Here is a 13,996-nt window from a genome sequence, read left to right on the forward strand (position 1 = left end):
AAACGCGAAGGGATCAGCGCGGCAGCCCGGAGATCTTCGCGCCGGGGCCGATGCCCTTGCTCTTGAACCAGCCCTGATTCATCTCGAGCGCATAGCGCACGGCAGCACGCGGGCAGTGGTTGTCTTCGGTCTGCGGAGCCATGTCCTCGATGTTGACGATGGTCCCGTCGTCAGCGAGAAACGCGATCGACAGCGGCAGGTTCGTGTTCTTCATCCAGAAGCAGTGTCCGGCGCGCTGCTCGAAGACGAACAGCATGCCGGCGTTGGCGGGCATGCTCGTGCGGTACATCAGACCCTGCTCGCGATCGGCTTCATTGGCGGCCACTTCGGCCTTGATGAGGAACATGCCGGCGGAGAGCTGGACCGTGGGGAACTGTCCGGGCTGCTTGATCTGGGCGTCGGCGGCGGCCGGGACGAGCGCCATGACGGCGGCGACGGTGCTGAACGTGGCGCTGGCGGCGAGCGCGGCCAGCTGACGTGAAATCCGGATCACAACGACTCCTGGGAAGATCGGGGGAACGTCAGATGAGTGGCGGGTCATTGTAGCCGCCGGACGAAAAAAAAGCAGGTTGCACGAGCAACCTGCTGATTACCGTCCGTTGCGCAGCCGGGCTGCGCGACGTGGTACTTACTTGCTGGCAGCGGCCGGAGCTTCGGCAGCCGAGGCCTTCTTGGCCGACTTCTTGTGCGACTTCTTGTGCGACGACTTCTTCTTTGCGGCCGGCTTGCTTGCGGCGGCCGGAGCAGCACCCGCGTCAGCGGCCGGAGCCGAAGCTTGGGCGAACACGCCAGTTGCGAACAGGCCAGCGACCAGGGCAGCGATCAGTTTTTTCATGAGATTCCTCTTTGGAGCTCGATGTTTGGGTGATGTACTCGTTGACCCGCGAAGTGAGTCATCTCCTATAACGTCCGTTCAGGACATCGGTTGACAACCGGTTCGCGGATTTTTCGCGCGGCAAGTATTACGGCTTGTTACCGGTGGCCGGCTGGGTCGCCGGACCCTTCTTGCCAGACTTGTTGTGGTGATGCTTCTTGTGCTTGGCAGTCTTCTTCGCCGGCGCAGCGTGATCGGCCGAGGCCGGCGCCTGCGCTGCCGGACCTGCTGCTGCAGGCGCAGCCGGTGCGACAGGCGCCGTGGCCGGCGCCGATTGTTGGGCCATCGCGGCGCCGGACACCATCAGGCCGGCGGTCAATGCGAGCAGCAGTTTGTTCATGACTGGGTTTCCTCGTTTCGGTTGGTGGTGCGTATGTTGCGCACCTGCTCCCTCAACGAGAGGCGCGTGTGCCGCGTTGACCGGAAAGTGTAAGTATTTGTTGCGGCAGCTCGCACCATTGACCCGGTGCGAGTTTCAGGGAGAACACGTCGACCGGCCCGATCGCCACGCGCACCAGGCGCAGGGTCGGCTTGCCCACGGCGGCGGTCATGCGGCGCACCTGCCGGTTCTTGCCTTCGACGAGTTTGATTTCGAGCCAGTGCGTTGGGATACTGGCCCGGTAGCGGATAGGCGGGTCGCGCAGCCAGAGACCGTCCGGCTCGGCGATTTGCCGGGCCTCGCAGGGCAACGTGACGAAGTCGCCCAGGTCCAGCCCCCTACGCAGGCGCTCGAGCGCGGCCTCGTCGCAGGCGCCTTCGACCTGCGCCCAATAGGTCTTGGGCAGCTTGCGTTCGGGCTCGGCAATGCGCGCCTGCAGCCGACCGTCGTCGGTGAGCAGCAGCAGGCCTTCGCTGTCGGCGTCGAGTCGGCCTGCGGGATACACGCCGGGACGTTGCACCCACTCGGCGAGCGTGGGTCGCGTCGGGTGCGGCGAGAACTGACAGATGGTGCCGAACGGTTTGTTGAGCGCGAGAAGTGTCATACGGTGAAACGAGAGTCGGAGCTGCCAATGCCAGGGCTGGCCTCTGGTCAGCCTGGCCATGTTAATGCATAATCGGTGACCTGAGTCTTATGTCTTATATAAGACTCAGGTCTTGTCATACGCGCGGATGAGCGCAGTGACTACAATAGGACGGAAATGTGCCGGCGAGTCCCCCCATGTCGCTCGTGCCGGGCACTCAGTTCGATCTTTCATTGGAGCCCCACCATGTCGTATCAGCACATCAAGGTACCGGCCGGCGAGAAGATTACCGTCAACAAGGATTTTTCCCTCAACGTGCCGGACAATCCGATCATCCCGTACATCGAAGGCGACGGCACGGGCGTGGATATTACGCCGGTGATGCTCAAGGTGGTCGATGCCGCCGTGCACAAAGCCTATGGCGGCAAGCGCAGGATCAGCTGGATGGAGATCTACGCGGGCGAGAAGTCGACGCGCGTGTATGGGCCGGACGTGTGGTTGCCCGACGAGACGCTCGAAGTCGTGCGCGATTACGTCGTCTCGATCAAGGGGCCGCTCACGACGCCCGTCGGCGGCGGCATTCGTTCGCTGAACGTCGCGCTGCGCCAGCAACTCGATCTGTACGTGTGTCTGCGTCCGGTGCAGTACTTCAAGGGCGTGCCCTCGCCGGTGCGCCAGCCGGAGAAGATCAACATGGTGATCTTCCGCGAGAACTCGGAGGACATCTACGCAGGCATCGAATGGGAGGCCGAGTCGGCGGGCGCGAAGAAGCTCATCGCCTTCCTGCGCGACGAAATGGGCGTGAGCAAGATCCGCTTCCCGCAGACCTCGGGCATCGGCGTAAAGCCGGTGTCGCGCGAGGGCACGGACCGGCTGGTGCGCAAGGCGATTCAGTACGCCATCGACAACGATCGCGATTCGGTCACGCTGGTCCACAAGGGCAACATCATGAAATTCACCGAGGGGGCGTTCCGCGATTGGGGCTACGCGCTCGCCAGGAAGGAGTTCGGCGCCACGGAGATCGACGGCGGTCCGTGGTGCAAGGTGAAGAATCCGAAGACGGGCAAGGACATCGTGATCAAGGACTCGATTGCCGACGCCTTCCTGCAGCAAATCCTGCTTCGCCCGGCCGAATACGACGTGATCGCCACGCTGAACCTGAACGGCGACTACATCTCGGACGCGCTCGCGGCGCAAGTCGGCGGCATCGGTATCGCCCCGGGCGCGAACCTGTCCGATTCCGTGGCGATGTTCGAAGCGACGCATGGCACGGCACCGAAGTACGCGGGCAAGGACTACGTGAATCCGGGTTCGGAAATTCTTTCGGCCGAGATGATGCTGCGTCATCTGGGGTGGACGCAGGCCGCCGATCTCATCATCGCGTCGATGGAAAAGTCGATTCTCTCGAAGAAGGTGACCTACGATTTCGCGCGTCTGATGGAAGGTGCGACGCAAGTGTCGTGCTCCGGCTTCGGCGACGTGATGATCGAGAACATGTAAGCGTCATCGGCGTGCCGCGACAGGTTTCGGAAAAGCGGGAAGGCGCTCGTCACGGGCGCTGCATGGGGGGCGCTATTGCACGACGACGGTGGTGGTGACCCGATGCTCGCCGCTGCCGGGAACGCGGCTGGTGAACTCCCGCGGGAAGCCGACCGTCCACACCACCACGTCGGTGCCCGCAACCTGTCCGGCCTGATACCAGACGACCATGCCGGGAAAGCGCATCGTCTCGCAGCGCTGGCCGTCCGGCACCGTGTACTCGATCCATTCGGCCATGACCTCGCCGAGCGCCGGTGTCGAGTCCAGCTCGAAGGTCGGCTGCCCGAGCGAGCGGCACAGCACACTGTAATTCGACTGCACCCAGATCGCGACCTTCTGGCCAACGGCCACGCTCACTTCGAGGGTCCGCGGCGGATACGCCGACTGCGCCCGCACCGCACACGCGCCTGACATGCAGGCGACGACAACCATGACGCGCAACACCGTTCGTATGGCGTCCATGACGGATCTCCCGCCCCCCCCCCTTTAAGGCCGACGCTGCGGCGTTCTCGCGTCCAGGCAACGCGTCGGTCAGACGCTTTCATTACAGTGCACGAGCGCGTGCATGGCAAGGCGACATCGCACGCGGGCGTCGTGCCGCGCCGGCGGCCGTTCATCAACGTCCATCGAAACAGGCCGCAAGCCGCTGTTGCTCGAACGCCTGCGCCACGTGGTCCACGAATACTCGCGTGCGAAGCGGCAATTGCTTCTTGTTCGAGTAGTAGATGAACACACCACCGTACTCTTCGTACCAGCCGGGCAGCAGACGCCGGAGGCGGCCGTCGGCCAGCAGGGGGGCTGCGTGCGGCATCGGCAGCAGCGCCACACCGTAGCCGAGCGCCACGGCATGGGCCATCGCTTCGGGGTCGTCGAAGATCATGCGCGTGCGCGCCTCGACGTTTGCGCGCTCGCCGATGGCGTTTCTCAACTCCCACGCACGCAGCCGTCCGCTGGTGCCCGAGCGGCGGAGGATGGCGTCGAACGCGACGAGCTCCGACGGATGCGTGGGCGCCGCACGGCCCGCCATGTACGCCGGCGCGGCACAGATCACGGCATAAGTCGGTGCGAGACGACGGGCGATCACACCGGGCGTCAGTTCGATGCCGCCGCCGATGGCCGCGTCAAATCCTTCGGCGACCACATCCACGCTACGGTTCTCGAAGCGCCAGTCGGGCACGATGTCGGGATAGCGCGCAAGGAAATCCCCAAGCAGCGGCACCAGGTACTGCCGGCCGAACGAGTGCGCAACGCTCACCTTGAGCACGCCGGACGGCGCGCTCTCGCGCTCGGCCGCACGCGAGAAGGCGTCGGCGAGCGCGGCGAACGGTGCGTCCACGTCGAGCAGGAAACGCTCCCCGCCGGCCGTCAACGTAAGACTGCGCGTGCTGCGATGAAACAGCCGCAAGCCCAGCCTCGCCTCGAGTCGTGCCACGTTCTTGCTCACCGCCGCGGGCGTCATGCCCAGCCGACGTGCGGCCGCGGAGAAACTTCCGGCACGCGCGCTCAGCACGAACGATTCGATCAGGTGCATGGCATCCATCGTTTATCTATTCCTGATGGTTGAAACTGATGATCTTTATTATCGCCTAGTTGCGATGTAATCGGGCGACCATACTGACGCTACTTTCAACCGAAATGGAGTCAACCATGGCAACGAATTTCCGGGACAAGGTGGTTTTCGTGACGGGCGGTTCGCGCGGCATCGGCGCTGCGATCGTTCAGCGTTTCGCGCACGAGGGCGCTGCCGTCGCCTTCACGTACAAGGGCTCGAAGGCCGCGGCCGAGACCCTGGCCGCGCGCATCGAGCAAGCGGGCGGCCGCGCGCTCGCTTTGCCGGCCGACGCTGCCGACGCCGCAGCGCTCGCTCGTGCGGTCGACGACGCCGCGCATCGGTTCGGGCGCATCGACATTCTGGTCAATAACGCCGGCGTGTTTTCCATGGCGCCGATCGCCGATCTCGCGCTCGAGGAATTCGACCGGATGGTGGATGTGAACGTGCGCTCGGTGTTCGTCGCGTCGAAGGCGGCGCTCGCGCACATGGGCGAGGGCGGCCGCATCATCAACATCGGTTCGTGCAATGCGGATCGCATGGCCTTCGTGGGCGGTGCCACGTATTCGATGAGCAAGGCGGCGCTCGTGGGGCTCGTGAAGGGCATGGCGCGCGACCTTGGTCCGCGGGGCATCACCGTCAACAACGTGCAGCCGGGGCCGACCAACACCGACATGAATCCGGCGACAGGCGAGTTCGCCGGCGGCATGCACGAGCTCATGGCGCTCAAGCGCCATGCCCGGCCGGAAGAGATCGCAGCAATGGTCGCATACGTCGCCAGCGAAGAAGCCGGCTTTGTGACCGGAGCGAGCCTCACCATCGACGGCGGCTACAGCGCGTGATTCGCCCCGGTGTGACGCGTGGTGCAGGGCGGCCGCGGGCGGCCGGGCGTCTCACTCCGAGAACAGATCGAACAGCAGCGCGCGCATCCACTGGCTGGCCGGCTCGCGGTGGTAGCGCGCATGCCAGAAGAGGTTGATCTGCACGTCGGGCAGTTCGAGCGGATGGTCGACGTAGCGCAGGCCGAAGTGCTGTGCGCTGCGTTGCGCGAACTTCTCCGTCACCGTGGCGATAAGGTCAGTGGCGTGCAGGATGTCGGCCAGCGCCACAAAGTGCGGCACACGCAGCCGGATATTGCGCTGCACGTGCGCGCGTGCCATCAGGTCGTCGACCTGCCCGTGGCCGGTGCCCGCCGCGACCACCATCACCTGTTCGGCCCGCTCGAAATCCTCGCGCGTCATGCGGCGGCGTCCGGGCCGGTCGAGCGGGTGTCCGGGCCGGAACATGCACACATATCGCTGGCGAAAGAGCCGGCGCTGAAAGAACGCCGCCGTGAGGTCCGGCAAGTGCCCCACCGCGAGATCCACCTGACCGGCCGCCATCTCCTCGTGCAGGTTGATCGCCGTGTTGCGCACCGTGCTGACCGTAATCCCGGGCGCCCGCGCGCCCAGTGCATGCATGAGCTTCGGCAGGAAATGGACTTCACCGATGTCCGTCATGGCGATCCGAAACGCTCGCTGGCTGGTGGCCGGATCGAACGCGAGCTGCCGGTTGAACACGCCGTGCAGCGCGTCGAGCGCGGCGGCCACGGGCTCGGCCAGCTCGATGGCGAGCGGCGTGGGCAGCATGCCGCGCGACGTCCGGATGAACAGTTCGTCGTTGAACAGCTTGCGCAGGCGCGCGAGCGAGTTGCTCACGGCCGGCTGCGTGACACCGAGCGCTTCGGCCACGCGTGAGACGCGTCGCGCGTTGTACAGATGCTGGAAGACCACCAGCAGATTCAGGTCGACGGAATGCAGGTCCATGGAGTTTGCCCCGTGGGCGCCAGGCCCCTCGGCGATGGCTCAGTGAAATCACTGAAATTTATGAATTATATAAACGAGATTCTATTGGTTTATATAACGTGTTGCGCGATGCTACTTGCAAACGGCGTCGGAACGCCACCGACGGCGCCCCGCGGGCGCCGCGAGAACGGAGACGAATCCCCATGCAAGTTCACGTGCGACCGCTCGGCGAGCGCATCGAAGTCGCCGCCGGCGACAACCTCCTGAAGGTCCTGACGGACCGGCAGATTCCCATCTCCCATAGCTGTCTTGCCGGACGCTGCGGCACCTGTCGGTGCCGCGTCGTATCGGGCGACGTCCGGCAGGCCGAGCATGTCGAATACCGCCATCACGAAGCCGATGCCGCACGCGGCGAGCGCCACGTCCTCGCGTGTCAGTCGAGCGTGCATGGCGACTGCGAAATCGAGCTGCCGGAACTCGACGAGGTCGTGGTCCACCCCGCGAAGATCCTGAAGGCGACGGTGCTTGCCATCGAGCCGCTCACGCACGATATCAAGCGCCTCGTCCTCAAGCCGGCCAAGCCGCTCAGCTTCTCGCCCGGTCAGTACGCCACGCTGCAATTCACACCCGAGCACATCCGTCCGTACTCGATGGCCGGGCTCGCCGACGACGATACGCTGGAGTTCCATATCCGCCGTGTAGCGGGCGGCGCCGTCACCGGGTATGTCGACGAACGGCTCAAGGTTGGCGACGTCGTGCGGGTGTCGGGGCCGCTCGGGACGTCGTATCTGCGCACGCGTCACGACGGTCCGATGCTCTGCGTGGCGGGCGGCACGGGTCTCGCGCCCGTGCTGTCGATCGTGCGCGGCGCGCTCGCGCGGGGCATGACCAATCCCATCGAAGTCTACGTTGGGGCACGCTCGCCGGCCGACGTCTACGGGCTTGGGTGGCTGCGTGAACTCGCATCGCGCCACGAGGGCATTCGTTTGCACGTCGTGACGACGATGGGGGCGCCGGGTGTGCCCGATGCGACGGGTGCGCCGGGTGCGCCGGGTGCGCGGGAGGCCGCGCTCGCCGGCTCGCGCATCGGCCACGTCACCGACGTGCTCGCCACCGACTTTTCCCATGCCGATGCGCTGCGCGGCTGGCGCGCCTACCTGTGCGGCGCGCCGCCCATGGTCGATGCCGCCGCCCGGCTGCTGCGCGCGCGCGGCATCGGAGCGTCGCACATATACGCCGACGCGTTTTACGCGAAAGCCGCGTGACGCCGCCCGCGTCCCCCAGCATTTCCCTCAGGAGACAACCATGAGCACTACACCGCACGCCGCGGTCGATCCGTCGCACGGCGGAGGCGAGCCGACCCCGCCGATCTGGCCGTCCGACGGCTCGAGCCGCATTCCGTTTCGCGTCTACACCGACGAGCAGCTGTACCGCCGCGAGCTGGAACGGTGCTTCTATCGCAAGCACTGGAACTACGTGGGGCTGGAGGCCGAAGTGCCGAATCCCGGCGACTTCAAGCGCACGGTGATCGGCGAGCGCTCGGTGATCGTCACCCGCGATGCGAGCGGCGAGATCAACGTGATCGAGAACGTCTGCGCGCATCGCGGCATGAAGTTCTGTCGCGAGAAGCGCGGCAATCGCACCGACTTTCACTGCCCGTATCACCAATGGAACTACGACCTCAAGGGCAACCTGCAGGGCGTGCCGTTCCGGCGCGGCGTCAAGCAGGACGGCAAGGTCAACGGCGGCATGCCCAAGGACTTCCGCCCGGAAGATCACGGGCTCACGAAGCTGAAGGTGGCCACGCGCGGCGGCGTGATCTTCGCCTCCTTCGATCACGACGTGGAGTCTCTCGAAGCGTTCCTCGGCCCGGAGATCTGCGGCTACTTCGACCGGCTGTTCAATGGCCGCAAGCTGCGGCTGCTCGGCTACAACAAGCAGCGCATTCCCGGTAACTGGAAGCTGATGCAGGAGAACATCAAGGACCCGTACCATCCGGGGCTGCTGCACACCTGGTTCGTCACCTTCGGGCTCTGGCGCGCCGACAACAAGTCTCGGCTCGTGATGGACGAGCATGGCCGCCACGCCGCCATGATCTCCACGCGCGGCCAGGGGGGCGGCGGCGAAGTGACCTCGGGCGTGTCGAGCTTCAGGGCGTCGATGTCGCTCAACGACACGCGCTTTCTCGACATCGTGCAGGAAGACTGGTGGCAGGGACCGACGGCCGTGCTCATGACGCTTTTCCCCAGTGTGATCCTCCAGCAGCAGGTCAACTCCGTGTCCACGCGTCACATTCAACCACGCGGCCACGACTCGTTCGACTTCGTGTGGACGCATTTCGGATTCGAGGACGACACCGACGAAATGACCCGGCGCCGCCTCCGTCAGGCGAACCTGTTCGGCCCCGCGGGCTTCGTTTCGGCCGACGACGGCGAGGCGATCGAATGCTCCCAGGAAGGTTTCGAGCAAAAGCCCTGGCATCGCGTGATTGCGGAGCTGGGCGGCACGGGCGTGGAGAACACGGACCACATGGTCACGGAAACCCTGATTCGCGGCATGTACGCCTACTGGCGCCGCGTCATGGGTGTTTGAGGAGGCTCGCGAGATGGTCGATTTTGCAACGTTTCAGGCCGTGGTCGAACTCAATGCCGCCTATGCGGCGGCGCTCGACGCACAACAGTGGGATGCCTGGCCCGAGTTCTTCCTCGACGAGTGCGTCTACCGTATTCAGCCGCGCGAGAACCACGAGATGGGCCTGCCGCTCGCCACGCTGTCTTTCGAGAGCAAGGGCATGCTGCGCGATCGCATCTGCGGGATCCGGGACACGCTGTTTCACGACCCGTACTATCAGCGCCATGTGATCGGGCTGCCCGCCGTTCGGGAAGTCGACGGCGACACGCTGGATGTAGAGGCGAACTATGCCGTATTTCGCACGAAGCCCGATCAACTCACCGACATTCTGTCCGTGGGGCGCTACCTGGACGTCGTCAAGCGCACCGGCGACGGGCTGAAGTTCGCCTCGCGCCTGTGCATCTTCGACAGCGAGATGATCCCCAACTCGCTGATCTACCCCATCTGATCGGCCCCCGATCGATTCGACGAGAGGACACCATGAGCGGCAACTGGATTGAGGCGGCGTCGCGCGACGCCATCCCCGAGGACGACGTGATCGGCGTGAGCGTGGGCGGCCGGGACATCGCCCTGTATGGCGTGCAAGGCGAGATTTTTGCGACCGACAACGTCTGTACGCACGGCAATGCCCGGCTGTGCGACGGCTTTCTCGACGGGCACGAGATCGAGTGCCCGCTGCATCAGGGCAAGTTCGACGTGCGCACGGGGGCAGCCCTGTGCGCGCCGTTGACGGAGCCGGTGCGGGCTTACCCGATCCGCATCGAGGGCGGCAAGGTGTACGTGGACCTGGCGTGAGAGGCAGGGCGGCCCGTCGCATTTGTACGACACGATGCGCCGGCGCCGCTCGCCGCGCCGGCTCCCGTTGTGCGATGAATCATTCGGTTCATTTGCTGCGAGAATGAATCATGCGATTCTTCCGACCCGCGAGCGGGCGGGCGCCGGCGGCGCGCCGGACCAATAAAAAGTCTTTCCTTTTCCGGGGTTTAACGCGCGAAGGTATTGGTGTCGACCGGTCGACCCGCTGCGTAGAAATACCGAGGCGGTTCGGGTAATTGCGTAATTGATTTCCGCAACACGGGATTGAACACCGTTATTTTAATAACGGAGTGGAATATTGCGTTGAATCGAATTTTATAAGGGATTTAATGCAATTGAATTCGGAAAATTTTCCGGTCCAGAGCGGAAAGTTGCGCCATTTTTGCATTCAAAACCGGATCCAAAAAATCCTCGCCGCCGAGACGTTTGTTGCGATGCAATAAAAAACCCGGCCGAGGCCGGGTCTCCAATGCGTCAGAAGCGTGTCACGTCAGCTCGGCGACTGAATATTCGACGCCTGCTTGCCCTTCGGGCCCTGGACGACGTCGAACGTCACCTTCTGACCTTCCTTCAGGGTCTTGAAGCCGTTCATCTGGATCGCCGAGAAGTGAGCGAACAGATCCTCGCCACCCTCATCCGGCGTGATGAAACCAAAACCCTTGGCATCGTTAAACCATTTGACCGTACCGGTTGCCATACAAACTTCCCCTAAACAATTACGACTACTACATATCACCGCAACAACGAGCACATCTGAAAAACCCGCCGGCTGGCGGCGGCTTCTTAGGCTCACCCAGGCATCTTTTCTTTTAAAACGCTTATAGAGGAAAAGCGCCACGATGATTGTTTTCGCTAACTGCCAATAGTGTCAAGCCCTTTTTGAACGATAGAAGTGGCGTTCGATCAGGTATTACCCTTATATGTCGGAAGGCATAAGGCGTGCCGCGACACGCCCTTGAAATTTGGGTTAAGCTGACTCATATGGGTGTGGCACCCCGGCGCCCGGGGCTGCAGCGCCATGCTGGCAATATTGTGCGGAGATCGACGAGTGTTGGCTTGACCGGTGGAGAACCGGCCGGCAGGCGGCAATGAAGCTCCGATTGCTTCCTGCACCCGGGGAGTTGTTTAGAATCCACGTATGGCAACCTTACCGACAACGCATGACGACACCGTACAGGAGCGGCAGGAGCAGCAGCTCAAGCCGCCATCGATGTACAAGGTGGTACTGTTGAACGACGATTTCACCCCGATGGAATTCGTGGTGATGATCATTCAGGAATATTTCAATAAGGACCGGGAATCTGCCACGCAGATCATGCTCAAGGTCCACCGCGAGGGCAGGGGAGTTTGTGGGGTCTTTACGCGCGACGTCGCGGCGACCAAAGTTGAGCAAGTTGTTAGCCATGCAAGGCAGTCCGGGCACCCGCTGCAGTGCGTGATGGAGGAAGCATGATTGCCCAGGAATTGGAAGTCAGCCTGCATATGGCGTTTATGGAAGCGCGCCAGGCCCGACATGAATTCATTACGGTCGAGCACCTGTTGCTCGCCCTCTTGGATAACCCCACTGCAGCGGAAGTGCTGCGCGCCTGCGCGGCCAATCTCGACGATTTGCGGCAGAACCTGCGCAACTTCATCGCGGACAATACGCCGACCGTGCCGGGCAGCGACGAAGTCGACACCCAGCCCACGCTCGGCTTCCAGCGCGTGATCCAGCGCGCGATCATGCACGTCCAGTCCACGTCCAACGGCAAGAAGGAAGTGACCGGCGCCAACGTGCTCGTCGCCATCTTCGGCGAGAAGGATTCGCACGCCGTCTACTACCTGCAGCAGCAGGGCGTGACGCGGCTGGACGTCGTCAACTTCATCTCCCACGGCATTACCAAGACCGGTGCGTCCGGCGAGTCGGCCAAGGCCGGCGAGGGCAGCGCCGAGGGCGAAGAGGGCGCCAACACCAAGGAAAGCCCGCTCGCGCAGTACACCCAGAACCTCAATCAGATGGCGCGCGACGGCAAGATCGATCCGCTCATCGGGCGTGAGGCGGAGGTCGAGCGCGTGGTGCAGGTGCTGTGCCGCCGCCGCAAGAACAACCCGCTGCTCGTCGGCGAGGCCGGCGTGGGCAAGACGGCCATCGCCGAGGGCCTGGCCTGGCGCGTGACGCGCGGCGAAGTGCCGGAGATCCTGCAGGACGCCACCGTCTACTCGCTGGACATGGGCGCGCTGCTGGCCGGCACCAAATATCGCGGCGATTTCGAGCAGCGCCTCAAGGCGGTGCTCAAGGAGCTCAAGGAGCGCAGCAACGCAATCCTGTTCATCGACGAGATTCATACGCTGATCGGCGCGGGCGCCGCATCGGGCGGCACGCTCGACGCCTCGAACCTGCTCAAGCCGGCGCTCTCCTCGGGCCAGCTCAAGTGCATCGGCGCGACGACCTTTACCGAGTATCGCGGCATCTTCGAGAAGGACGCAGCCCTGTCGCGGCGCTTCCAGAAGATCGACGTGAACGAGCCCAGCGTCGAGCAGACGGTGCAGATCCTGCGCGGCCTGAAGTCGCGTTTCGAAGAGCACCACGGCGTGAAGTACTCGTCGAGCGCGCTCTCTGCCGCGGCCGAGCTGTCCGCCAAGTTCATCACCGATCGCCATCTGCCTGACAAGGCCATCGACGTGATCGACGAGGCGGGCGCGGCGCAGCGAATCCTGCCGAAGTCCAAGCAGAAGAAGACGATCGGCAAGGGCGAGATCGAGGAGATCGTCTCGAAGATCGCGCGCATTCCGGCGCAGAGCGTGTCGGCGGACGACCGCGGCAAGCTGCAGACACTCGATCGCGACCTCAAGAGCGTGGTGTTCGGGCAGGACCCTGCCATCGACGCGCTGGCCGCCGCGATCAAGATGTCGCGCGCGGGACTGGGCAAGACGGACAAGCCGATCGGCGCGTTCCTGTTCTCGGGCCCGACGGGCGTGGGCAAGACCGAGGTTGCCAAGCAGCTCGCGTTCACGCTCGGCATCGAGCTGATCCGCTTCGACATGTCGGAGTACATGGAGCGTCACGCGGTAAGCCGGTTGATCGGCGCGCCGCCGGGATATGTCGGTTTCGACCAGGGCGGCCTGCTCACCGAAGCCATCACGAAGAAGCCGCACTGCGTGCTGCTGCTCGACGAAATCGAGAAGGCGCACCCGGATATCTTCAACGTGCTGCTGCAGGTCATGGACCACGGCACGCTCACGGACAACAACGGTCGCAAGGCGGACTTCCGCAACGTCATCATCATCATGACGACGAACGCGGGCGCCGAGACGATCAACCGTGCGAGCATCGGGTTCACGAACGAGCGCCAGGCCGGCGACGAAATGGCCGACATCAAGCGCATGTTCACGCCGGAGTTCCGCAACCGCCTGGACGCGATCATCAGCTTCAAGCCGCTCGACGAGCAGATCATCCTGCGCGTGGTCGACAAGTTCCTCATCCAGCTCGAAGACCAGCTCCATGAGAAGAAGGTCGAAGTCGTGTTCAGCGACAAGCTGCGCGCGTTCCTCGCGAAGAAGGGCTTCGATCCGCTGATGGGCGCGCGTCCGATGCAGCGTCTCATCCAGGACACGATTCGTCGCGCCCTGGCCGACGAGTTGCTGTTTGGCCGGCTGACCACGGGCGGTCGCGTGACGGTCGATCTCGACGAGCACGACCAGGTGCAGTTGTCCTTCCCCGAGGACGGCAATACCCGTGCCGAACCGGAAGCCGCCGAAGTCGAGTAGTCGTCCGGGTCGGGCCGGAAAGAAAAAAGCGCCGCTTCATGCGGCGCTTTTCTTTTGCACGCTCGCGACAGCCGGCGCCGCCGCATGGAGCAGC

Annotated in this window: 16 protein-coding genes; 8 read left to right on the forward strand and 8 right to left on the reverse strand. The window is 63.9% G+C overall.

The window, feature by feature from the left end:
• Nucleotides 1–13: 13 nt before the first annotated feature.
• From PNO31109_RS17430 to PNO31109_RS17445, 4 genes are all read right to left on the reverse strand, one after another.
• A complete protein-coding gene (locus tag PNO31109_RS17430) occupies nt 14–424 on the reverse strand; it encodes a DUF192 domain-containing protein (RefSeq protein ID WP_150556772.1) in 411 nt (136 codons plus the stop codon).
• A gap of 204 nt (nt 425–628) precedes the next feature.
• On the reverse strand, nt 629–835 hold the full coding sequence (locus PNO31109_RS17435) for a hypothetical protein (protein WP_039405187.1): 207 nt from the start codon (nt 833–835) through the stop codon (nt 629–631).
• A 127-nt stretch (nt 836–962) separates the two neighbouring features.
• Complete coding sequence (locus tag PNO31109_RS17440) at nt 963–1,214, reverse strand: hypothetical protein (RefSeq protein WP_150556723.1); 252 nt, start codon at nt 1,212–1,214, stop codon at nt 963–965.
• Nucleotides 1,215–1,266: 52 nt separating this feature from the next.
• Nucleotides 1,267–1,857: a pseudouridine synthase gene (locus tag PNO31109_RS17445; protein ID WP_150556724.1), complete on the reverse strand. Its 591-nt coding sequence runs from the start codon at nt 1,855–1,857 to the stop codon at nt 1,267–1,269.
• Nucleotides 1,858–2,082: 225 nt separating this feature from the next.
• Between PNO31109_RS17445 and icd the strand changes: the two genes are divergently transcribed.
• Complete coding sequence (gene icd, locus PNO31109_RS17450) at nt 2,083–3,336, forward strand: NADP-dependent isocitrate dehydrogenase (RefSeq protein WP_150556725.1); 1,254 nt, start codon at nt 2,083–2,085, stop codon at nt 3,334–3,336.
• Nucleotides 3,337–3,408: 72 nt separating this feature from the next.
• On the opposite strand, the gene PNO31109_RS17455 is transcribed toward icd, so the two are convergent.
• The gene (locus PNO31109_RS17455; protein WP_150556726.1) at nt 3,409–3,837 is read right to left on the reverse strand and encodes a hypothetical protein; all 429 of its coding nucleotides are present in this window, start codon (nt 3,835–3,837) and stop codon (nt 3,409–3,411) included.
• Between the two features lie 154 nt (nt 3,838–3,991).
• On the reverse strand, nt 3,992–4,915 hold the full coding sequence (locus PNO31109_RS17460; protein WP_150556727.1) for a LysR family transcriptional regulator: 924 nt from the start codon (nt 4,913–4,915) through the stop codon (nt 3,992–3,994).
• A 107-nt stretch (nt 4,916–5,022) separates the two neighbouring features.
• On the opposite strand from PNO31109_RS17460, the gene PNO31109_RS17465 reads away from it, so the two are divergent.
• Nucleotides 5,023–5,766 (forward strand): SDR family oxidoreductase, encoded by a 744-nt coding sequence (locus PNO31109_RS17465; RefSeq protein ID WP_150556728.1) that lies wholly within the window; start codon nt 5,023–5,025, stop codon nt 5,764–5,766.
• A gap of 51 nt (nt 5,767–5,817) precedes the next feature.
• Here PNO31109_RS17465 and PNO31109_RS17470 read toward each other — a convergent pair whose 3' ends face one another.
• The gene (locus PNO31109_RS17470) at nt 5,818–6,729 is read right to left on the reverse strand and encodes a LysR family transcriptional regulator (protein ID WP_150556729.1); all 912 of its coding nucleotides are present in this window, start codon (nt 6,727–6,729) and stop codon (nt 5,818–5,820) included.
• 182 nt (nt 6,730–6,911) lie between these two features.
• On the opposite strand from PNO31109_RS17470, the gene PNO31109_RS17475 reads away from it, so the two are divergent.
• The 4 genes from PNO31109_RS17475 to PNO31109_RS17490 are packed head-to-tail and all read left to right on the forward strand — an operon-like array spanning nt 6,912 to nt 10,134.
• Nucleotides 6,912–7,973, forward strand: coding sequence for a 2Fe-2S iron-sulfur cluster-binding protein (locus tag PNO31109_RS17475; RefSeq protein WP_150556730.1), 1,062 nt, complete (start codon nt 6,912–6,914; stop codon nt 7,971–7,973).
• Nucleotides 7,974–8,013: 40 nt separating this feature from the next.
• Entirely contained in the window at nt 8,014–9,300 is a 1,287-nt protein-coding gene (locus tag PNO31109_RS17480) for an aromatic ring-hydroxylating dioxygenase subunit alpha (RefSeq protein WP_244958197.1), read from the forward strand.
• Nucleotides 9,301–9,313: 13 nt separating this feature from the next.
• A complete protein-coding gene (locus tag PNO31109_RS17485; protein ID WP_150556731.1) occupies nt 9,314–9,787 on the forward strand; it encodes an aromatic-ring-hydroxylating dioxygenase subunit beta in 474 nt (157 codons plus the stop codon).
• Between the two features lie 32 nt (nt 9,788–9,819).
• Nucleotides 9,820–10,134, forward strand: coding sequence for a non-heme iron oxygenase ferredoxin subunit (locus tag PNO31109_RS17490; protein WP_150556732.1), 315 nt, complete (start codon nt 9,820–9,822; stop codon nt 10,132–10,134).
• A gap of 511 nt (nt 10,135–10,645) precedes the next feature.
• Here the strand turns inward: PNO31109_RS17490 and PNO31109_RS17495 are convergent.
• Nucleotides 10,646–10,852: a cold-shock protein gene (locus PNO31109_RS17495; RefSeq protein ID WP_150556733.1), complete on the reverse strand. Its 207-nt coding sequence runs from the start codon at nt 10,850–10,852 to the stop codon at nt 10,646–10,648.
• A gap of 441 nt (nt 10,853–11,293) precedes the next feature.
• Between PNO31109_RS17495 and clpS the strand changes: the two genes are divergently transcribed.
• Entirely contained in the window at nt 11,294–11,608 is a 315-nt protein-coding gene (gene clpS, locus PNO31109_RS17500; RefSeq protein WP_150556734.1) for an ATP-dependent Clp protease adapter ClpS, read from the forward strand.
• Nucleotides 11,605–13,902: an ATP-dependent Clp protease ATP-binding subunit ClpA gene (gene clpA / locus PNO31109_RS17505; protein ID WP_150556735.1), complete on the forward strand. Its 2,298-nt coding sequence runs from the start codon at nt 11,605–11,607 to the stop codon at nt 13,900–13,902. Before clpS ends, clpA begins: the two co-directional genes overlap by 4 nt.
• Nucleotides 13,903–13,996 lie beyond the last annotated feature (94 nt).

This window comes from Pandoraea nosoerga (genome assembly GCF_902459585.1).
GTDB classification, from domain to species: domain Bacteria; phylum Pseudomonadota; class Gammaproteobacteria; order Burkholderiales; family Burkholderiaceae; genus Pandoraea; species Pandoraea nosoerga.

Excerpts from the sequence above, each read along its gene's own strand:
- PNO31109_RS17430 (WP_150556772.1), bottom strand. The coding sequence starts at position 424 with ATGGCGCTCGTCCCGGCCGCCGCCGACGCCCAGATCAAGCAGCCCGGA.
- PNO31109_RS17435 (WP_039405187.1), bottom strand. The coding sequence starts at position 835 with ATGAAAAAACTGATCGCTGCCCTGGTCGCTGGCCTGTTCGCAACTGGC.
- PNO31109_RS17440 (WP_150556723.1), bottom strand. The coding sequence starts at position 1,214 with ATGAACAAACTGCTGCTCGCATTGACCGCCGGCCTGATGGTGTCCGGC.
- PNO31109_RS17445 (WP_150556724.1), bottom strand. The coding sequence starts at position 1,857 with ATGACACTTCTCGCGCTCAACAAACCGTTCGGCACCATCTGTCAGTTC.
- icd (WP_150556725.1), top strand. The coding sequence starts at position 2,083 with ATGTCGTATCAGCACATCAAGGTACCGGCCGGCGAGAAGATTACCGTC.
- PNO31109_RS17455 (WP_150556726.1), bottom strand. The coding sequence starts at position 3,837 with ATGGACGCCATACGAACGGTGTTGCGCGTCATGGTTGTCGTCGCCTGC.
- PNO31109_RS17460 (WP_150556727.1), bottom strand. The coding sequence starts at position 4,915 with ATGGATGCCATGCACCTGATCGAATCGTTCGTGCTGAGCGCGCGTGCC.
- PNO31109_RS17465 (WP_150556728.1), top strand. The coding sequence starts at position 5,023 with ATGGCAACGAATTTCCGGGACAAGGTGGTTTTCGTGACGGGCGGTTCG.
- PNO31109_RS17470 (WP_150556729.1), bottom strand. The coding sequence starts at position 6,729 with ATGGACCTGCATTCCGTCGACCTGAATCTGCTGGTGGTCTTCCAGCAT.
- PNO31109_RS17475 (WP_150556730.1), top strand. The coding sequence starts at position 6,912 with ATGCAAGTTCACGTGCGACCGCTCGGCGAGCGCATCGAAGTCGCCGCC.
- PNO31109_RS17480 (WP_244958197.1), top strand. The coding sequence starts at position 8,014 with ATGAGCACTACACCGCACGCCGCGGTCGATCCGTCGCACGGCGGAGGC.
- PNO31109_RS17485 (WP_150556731.1), top strand. The coding sequence starts at position 9,314 with ATGGTCGATTTTGCAACGTTTCAGGCCGTGGTCGAACTCAATGCCGCC.
- PNO31109_RS17490 (WP_150556732.1), top strand. The coding sequence starts at position 9,820 with ATGAGCGGCAACTGGATTGAGGCGGCGTCGCGCGACGCCATCCCCGAG.
- PNO31109_RS17495 (WP_150556733.1), bottom strand. The coding sequence starts at position 10,852 with ATGGCAACCGGTACGGTCAAATGGTTTAACGATGCCAAGGGTTTTGGT.
- clpS (WP_150556734.1), top strand. The coding sequence starts at position 11,294 with ATGGCAACCTTACCGACAACGCATGACGACACCGTACAGGAGCGGCAG.
- clpA (WP_150556735.1), top strand. The coding sequence starts at position 11,605 with ATGATTGCCCAGGAATTGGAAGTCAGCCTGCATATGGCGTTTATGGAA.